This window comes from Catenibacterium sp. CAG:290 (genome assembly GCF_000437715.1).
Lineage (GTDB): Bacteria > Bacillota_I > Bacilli_A > Erysipelotrichales > Coprobacillaceae > Catenibacterium > Catenibacterium mitsuoka_A.
In genome coordinates, this window is record NZ_FR898757.1 from 1 (window position 1) to 5,805 (window position 5,805).

Here is a 5,805-nt window from a genome sequence, read left to right on the forward strand (position 1 = left end):
ATTTCAATAATGATTGGTATTCAGTATACGGAGAAGACAAAGGTCTTTGCGATATGTAAACATTGAGGAGAAAATTCTCCTCAATGTTTTTTTATGTTCTATAATAGGTATAGGAGAGTGATAATATGAGCAAGATGATTGGTGCACCAACAAGATATAGACAGGGAAAAGATGAATTAAAATGTCTTGGTGATGATTTAAAAGATTATAAAAGAATAGTCGTTATTACAAGTGAAAACTTGAAAGAGATGTTTATTCCTCAGATAGAGGAAAGCTTACATGAACAGGAAATGACTGTTGTACTATTTCAAAATGAATGTAGTATGAGTGAGATTGAAAGAATACGACATATTGTAGAAGAAACGAATGGCGAAGTGATTGTCGGTGTCGGTGGAGGTAAGGTATTAGATACGACTAAAGCATGTGGTTATTATACGAAAAAGCCTATTGTCGTTATACCTACTGCAGCAAGTACGGATGCCCCATGTTCTTCTTTATCAGTAATTTATCATGATGATCATACGTTTGATCATTATTTATATTTACCTAAGAGTCCAGATCAAGTGATTGTGGATACACAGGTCATTGCGAATGCCCCAGTAAGATTACTGAGAGCAGGTATTGGTGATGCATTTAGTACTTATTTTGAAGCAAAGGCTTGTTATGTGAGTCATAGTGAGAATTGTCTTCATAGTCAGGTGACAAGAAGTGCTCTAGCGATATCTAAGGCTTGTTTTGATATTGTCTATTCTTATGGATTGCAGGCTGTAGAAGATTGTAAGCAACATAAAGTCACAGAAGCACTAGAGAATGTGATAGAAGCTAATATTTATTTAAGTGGTATAGGTTTTGAATCTGGTGGAGAAGCTGTAGGTCATGGCCTGCATAATGCGTTCACTCTTATTCCTGAAACAAAGAGTAAGATGCATGGTGAAAAAGTGGCTTTTTGTACACTTGTACAATTGGTATTAGAGAATACTCCTAAGGATACATTAAAGAGCTATTATGAGTTCTTAGAAGCATTAGAGTTACCTACTACACTTTCTGATTTAGGGATGAAAGAAGTAGATGAAGAATCATTACTACATGTATGCTTAGAAGCAGTTAAAGAAGGATCTACGACATTAAATATGCCTTTTGAAGTGACTTCAAAGAATTTATTAAAAGCTATTATCAAAGCAGATCAATATGGACAGAAATGGAAAACCTCTGGAAAATAATCCAGAGGCTTTTCTATTAGAAATACAATTTTGCGATAATCGCAATAAGAACGATAATGATAACTACAAGACTATATGCCACTGTCATCGCGCCATAGCCTTGCCAATCTTTTTGAAGTTCTTTTGTCTTTTCTTCTGAAATGACGCGTTTCTTTTTACTCATAATCATCATCCTTTCTTTCAAGTTTTATATCTATTTATATTATATACTACTTGTTAATTAACATATATATCGCACTTTTTTTAAAAAAATTTAATATAAAAAGCTATCAAATGATAGCTCTAAAATTCTATTACTTCTAAATCATCAGGAACAAATATATTGCCTGTATAATAGTGTACACCTTCTGCCTTGTAGAGTTCTTTACGATTGTCTACATGATCATCTTCTGTATGATAGAGTACAAGATTTTTAATATGAAGTTTTTGCGCAAGTTCACAGGCATCTTTCACTGTTGAATGATGCTTTTCATAAGGATGTCTGAAGTCTCTTTCTTCATATAAACAGAATGCTTCATGCAAGAGTACATCCGCATTTTCTGCATAGACTTTCTCTTCTTCACAATAAGGTTCATCACCACAACATGTGAGTTTCTTACCATCATATTCCACCATGAAACCAAACTGTTTGGCTTTAGTTGAATGGATATCAAAGAAAGTGACTGGATGTCCCATAATTTCTTTAACTTCTTGATCCTTCACTTCTACTAAGTGAAGTCTTTTTCCAATTAATGCACTCTGTTTTGGTACAAGAAGTGTATCAGCCATATCCTTTAAAATATGAATAACTTCATCATGACCATAGATATAAGCATCACCTTCATATTTACCTGCATTCATGAACTGTGTAATCATACGCATCATCCAGACCATTCCTAATAGATGGTCAATATGCTTATGAGTCAAGAAGATATGCTTCATATCCTTCCAGTCATATCCTGCATTTTTTAGCTGAGTTAGGATTTGGTTTCCTCCTCCTGCATCAACCATAAAGTATTGATGGTTGTCTTCTAAGACGAAACATGTGTTATAAATCTTAGTGACTAAGGCATTCCCCGTGCCTAACATTGTTAGTTTCATGTTCTTCCTCCCAATAATTTACTCTTATAACATATCAAATATGAAATAAGACCAGATATGCCACCAACCATAATACCACCTAGAATATCTGTTGGATAGTGCACCATGAAATAATTACGACTTAGTCCCATTAATGCGACAAAGATAAAAACTAACCAGCTGTATTTCTTATTACATGTTAAGAATATACACATCATAACTGCCATAGTGGCTGTAGTATGTCCTGAAGGAAATGAGAATTCTTTATATTGTAAGCCTCCTACATACTTCCACCAGTTATAGTATTCGTCTACACCGGATAAATAAGGACGATGACGTCCTATCGCATTCTTTAAAAAGAGACTTGTAAAGATAGCGCCTATCGCAAGACTAATGAGGATACATATACCGAGTTTTCTTGTCTTTTTAAAATAAATGAGTACCAAGGATAAAGCGATAAAGAAAATTCCTTTATCACCAAAATAAGAGATAAAGCGAAAGAATGGTGTAAGTGCACCATTAGTACTTACAGCAAGATGATGAAGGAAATGAAGGAGTGTATAGTCATATAATTGTCCTAATTCTCTCATTTTCTCATCAAGTCCTTATCATCAATTGCGCTAATTACACGACATGGATTGCCTCCTGCAATCACAAATGGTGGAATATCATCCTTTACAACTGATCCTGGTTCAATAATAGATTCTCTATTGATCTTTACACCTGGATAAATCACTGTATTGGATCCAATGCATACTCCTTCATAAATACGTACTGGGAGTGTACTTTCTAATCCTTTTGCACGCTCCTGGCTACTTGTTGGTGTAACTGATGTGAGTATTGTGACATTATATCCAATAGTCACATTATCACTAATAGACACTATTCCACTATCATCAATAAAGAGATTATCTTTAGAATAGAAGTTCTTCCCTAAAGAGATATTATAGCCATATGTACAATGAAAAGGCTGTTCAATAAAAGCTTCATTCCATTCATTTAATAGTTTATCTAGTATAAGATTGATATCATCTCTTTTTAGCGGTGAAAGATTGTTTAACTCATGACAGAGACTCTTACAATAAAGACGATCATTATAGAGTTCTTTTGAAAATGGCTGATAGAGTTCGCCTGAAATCATATCGCTTTTTGTATCATTCATGTTTCATCCTCCTATAGTAAAATTGAATTTGTTTGTATAATGCACCGCAGTCATATGTCGCAAAGACCTGAGGATCAATCACACCTACATGTTTATGTGTCAATGTTTCTATCTCTTCTTTCTTATAACCCATTTGTGGTGCTAATAATATAACATCATAATAGAGACACTTCTTTTCCACAGTATGAACTGCTGCCCCTTCTATGATCAATGGGAGGTTGTTTTTTAAAATATAGTTCTGCATCTTTTCCTTAAAGAATCCTGATGTCATTCCTCCACTACAGCATAATACCACCTTCATCGGTTCTACTTTTTCTTCTATGAGTTTATTAATCATACATTGATAAAGTTCTAAGGCAATAGGAAATGTCGTTAATGGGAAGTGAAGATAGAAGATCTGCTTATCATCGCTGATGATTTTTTCTTCTATCATACCTATATCATGAAAGTGAATAGATGCTGTGCGTGATTGATAAGTAATGTGATACTCATTTTCATTAAATTGTGTTTGAAAACGAGAATCATCTTTTAACTGGAAATAGAGATAACGTTTATAAACTTCTAGATTTTCTTTTTGATAGAACGTATCAATCATGTTTGTATTCCTCTAGAAGTGTTTTAAATGTATCAATATCTTCTTTGATGATATCAATAGAACTCTGCCAGAATGATTCATCTGTGAGATCTATATCAAGTGTTTTCGCAATATCTTCTAAATCCATCTTACCTGTAACCGAAAGGAATGTTTCATAATCCTCTGGAAAGTGTTCAGGTTTTTTTTGATAACGTGCATAAAGTCCTTTCGCAAGTAATGAACCAAAGGCGTATGGGTAGTTATAGAATGAATAGTCTGAATCATAATAATGAGGTTTCCATGTCCACATATATGGATGGAGATAATTATGATCTAATCCATCACCATACGCTTCTATCTGTGCTTGAAGCATGATTTTCTTTGTTTCTTCCGCACTCACCGGTCCTTGTTTTCTTGCTTCAAAGAAGCGGCTTTCAAATAAGAAACGAGAATAAATATCACAGATCACCTGTGTTGCATTACTTAATGTATTCTCTAATATCACAATCTTTTGAGTAGGTGTTGCTGATTTTAATGCACCTTTTCCTACTATTGTTTCACAGAAGTTAGAGGCTGTTTCTCCAATAGGCATTGGATAATGGGTATTCAATATTGTTTGATTGCCTAAACATCTTCCATGGAAACCATGACCAAATTCATGGGCTACAGTAATCACATCAGAAAAATGATTTCCATAGTTGAATAAGAAACGACTTTGTTTTAAACTTCTAATATTTTCACAGAATGCACCACCGACTTTATTTTCTCTTGGATAGACATCAGCCCAATGATTCTTAATTGCATGAGTCGCAAAATCACCTAAATGTTTTGAGAATGTGTAGAACTGATCCACGACAAATTGAGAACCTTTCTCAAATGAATAGTCTTCATCATCTTCAACGACAGGCGCATAAAGTTCAAACCAAGGTAAGCCGTTCTGATAGCCTAGATAATCTGCCTTAATCTTAAGGTATTCTCTTATTTCTGGCATATTCTTTTTCATAACAGAAAGTAATGTATTAAGAGTCTCCATCTTTAATCGTGATTTGATACATGATTCTTCTAATGGTGATTTATATCCTCTCAGTTTACTTGTATAGAGTACTTCTCCCTTGATTCCACTTAAACATGTCGCAATCGTTTCTTCATATGGTTTATAGGCTTCTAGTTCTGCGAAATAAGCTTTCATTCTTGTCTGCTTATCTGGACTATGAGCCATGTTCAGTACTTTAGTCAAAGGATAATCATATCCATCTATATTCACTTTAATAGAAGACACAACCGCATCCTTATGCTTCATCCAGGCATAAGAACCTGTATTTTTCATATGAGCTATAATAGATTCTTCTTTTTCATCTAATACATACTTCTGTTTATTTTTAATTTCATGAAGAATATAAGCATGTTCCTTGATAAAAGGATCCTGACAACTATATAGATCAAACTCAGCAATATAAGCATTATTCTTAATATCTTCTCCTATCATTGAGGCAGTTATATTATTTAATTGATCAAGATAACGTGCTGCTTGGGCATCATCTGTATGAGCTGATAAAGAAAGCTGTATAAAAAAATGCAGCCTTTCTACTCTCTTTTCAATTTCTATTTTTGTCTCTATTATTTTATGTAATGCCGCTTCTGTTTTCTCGCTTCTATAAGTGGAATAGTTCTTATTTAAATCCTTAAGCGTGTTTAAATCTTCTTGAAATTTTTTGTCTTGAAATGACGTATATAGGGCATCAAGATTCCATTCGTTCATTATTTCCTCCATTTCCCCGCGCCTTCGTTGC

At 33.9% G+C, this 5,805-nt stretch carries 7 protein-coding genes; 1 reads left to right on the forward strand and 6 read right to left on the reverse strand.

Features of this window, described 5'->3' with window-relative positions; all coding sequences use genetic code 11:
- Nucleotides 1–125: 125 nt before the first annotated feature.
- The gene (locus QVO42_RS00080; RefSeq protein WP_022424162.1) at nucleotides 126–1,220 is read left to right on the forward strand and encodes a glycerol dehydrogenase; all 1,095 of its coding nucleotides are present in this window, start codon (nucleotides 126–128) and stop codon (nucleotides 1,218–1,220) included.
- 16 nt (nucleotides 1,221–1,236) lie between these two features.
- On the opposite strand, the gene QVO42_RS00085 is transcribed toward QVO42_RS00080, so the two are convergent.
- From QVO42_RS00085 to QVO42_RS00110, 6 genes are all read right to left on the reverse strand, one after another.
- A complete protein-coding gene (locus QVO42_RS00085) occupies nucleotides 1,237–1,383 on the reverse strand; it encodes a hypothetical protein (protein ID WP_022424163.1) in 147 nt (48 codons plus the stop codon).
- Nucleotides 1,384–1,502: 119 nt separating this feature from the next.
- Nucleotides 1,503–2,300 carry an MBL fold metallo-hydrolase gene (locus QVO42_RS00090; RefSeq protein WP_022424164.1) on the reverse strand — a complete coding sequence of 266 codons (798 nt, stop codon included), beginning with the start codon at nucleotides 2,298–2,300 and terminating at the stop codon, nucleotides 1,503–1,505.
- Nucleotides 2,297–2,869 carry a phosphatase PAP2 family protein gene (locus tag QVO42_RS00095; protein WP_022424165.1) on the reverse strand — a complete coding sequence of 191 codons (573 nt, stop codon included), beginning with the start codon at nucleotides 2,867–2,869 and terminating at the stop codon, nucleotides 2,297–2,299. Before QVO42_RS00095 ends, QVO42_RS00090 begins: the two co-directional genes overlap by 4 nt.
- Entirely contained in the window at nucleotides 2,866–3,441 is a 576-nt protein-coding gene (locus tag QVO42_RS00100) for a sugar O-acetyltransferase (protein ID WP_022424166.1), read from the reverse strand. The genes QVO42_RS00095 and QVO42_RS00100 overlap by 4 nt, the downstream gene beginning before the upstream one ends.
- The gene (locus QVO42_RS00105) at nucleotides 3,434–4,036 is read right to left on the reverse strand and encodes a PTS sugar transporter subunit IIB (protein ID WP_022424167.1); all 603 of its coding nucleotides are present in this window, start codon (nucleotides 4,034–4,036) and stop codon (nucleotides 3,434–3,436) included. Before QVO42_RS00105 ends, QVO42_RS00100 begins: the two co-directional genes overlap by 8 nt.
- Nucleotides 4,029–5,774 (reverse strand): M3 family oligoendopeptidase, encoded by a 1,746-nt coding sequence (locus QVO42_RS00110; RefSeq protein ID WP_022424168.1) that lies wholly within the window; start codon nucleotides 5,772–5,774, stop codon nucleotides 4,029–4,031. Before QVO42_RS00110 ends, QVO42_RS00105 begins: the two co-directional genes overlap by 8 nt.
- Nucleotides 5,775–5,805 lie beyond the last annotated feature (31 nt).

What these genes read in the sequence shown, in the direction of transcription:
- QVO42_RS00080 (WP_022424162.1), top strand. Translation starts at nt 126, where the DNA reads ATGAGCAAGATGATTGGTGCACCAACAAGATATAGACAGGGAAAAGAT.
- QVO42_RS00085 (WP_022424163.1), bottom strand. Translation starts at nt 1,383, where the DNA reads ATGAGTAAAAAGAAACGCGTCATTTCAGAAGAAAAGACAAAAGAACTT.
- QVO42_RS00090 (WP_022424164.1), bottom strand. Translation starts at nt 2,300, where the DNA reads ATGAAACTAACAATGTTAGGCACGGGGAATGCCTTAGTCACTAAGATT.
- QVO42_RS00095 (WP_022424165.1), bottom strand. Translation starts at nt 2,869, where the DNA reads ATGAGAGAATTAGGACAATTATATGACTATACACTCCTTCATTTCCTT.
- QVO42_RS00100 (WP_022424166.1), bottom strand. Translation starts at nt 3,441, where the DNA reads ATGAATGATACAAAAAGCGATATGATTTCAGGCGAACTCTATCAGCCA.
- QVO42_RS00105 (WP_022424167.1), bottom strand. Translation starts at nt 4,036, where the DNA reads ATGATTGATACGTTCTATCAAAAAGAAAATCTAGAAGTTTATAAACGT.
- QVO42_RS00110 (WP_022424168.1), bottom strand. Translation starts at nt 5,774, where the DNA reads ATGAACGAATGGAATCTTGATGCCCTATATACGTCATTTCAAGACAAA.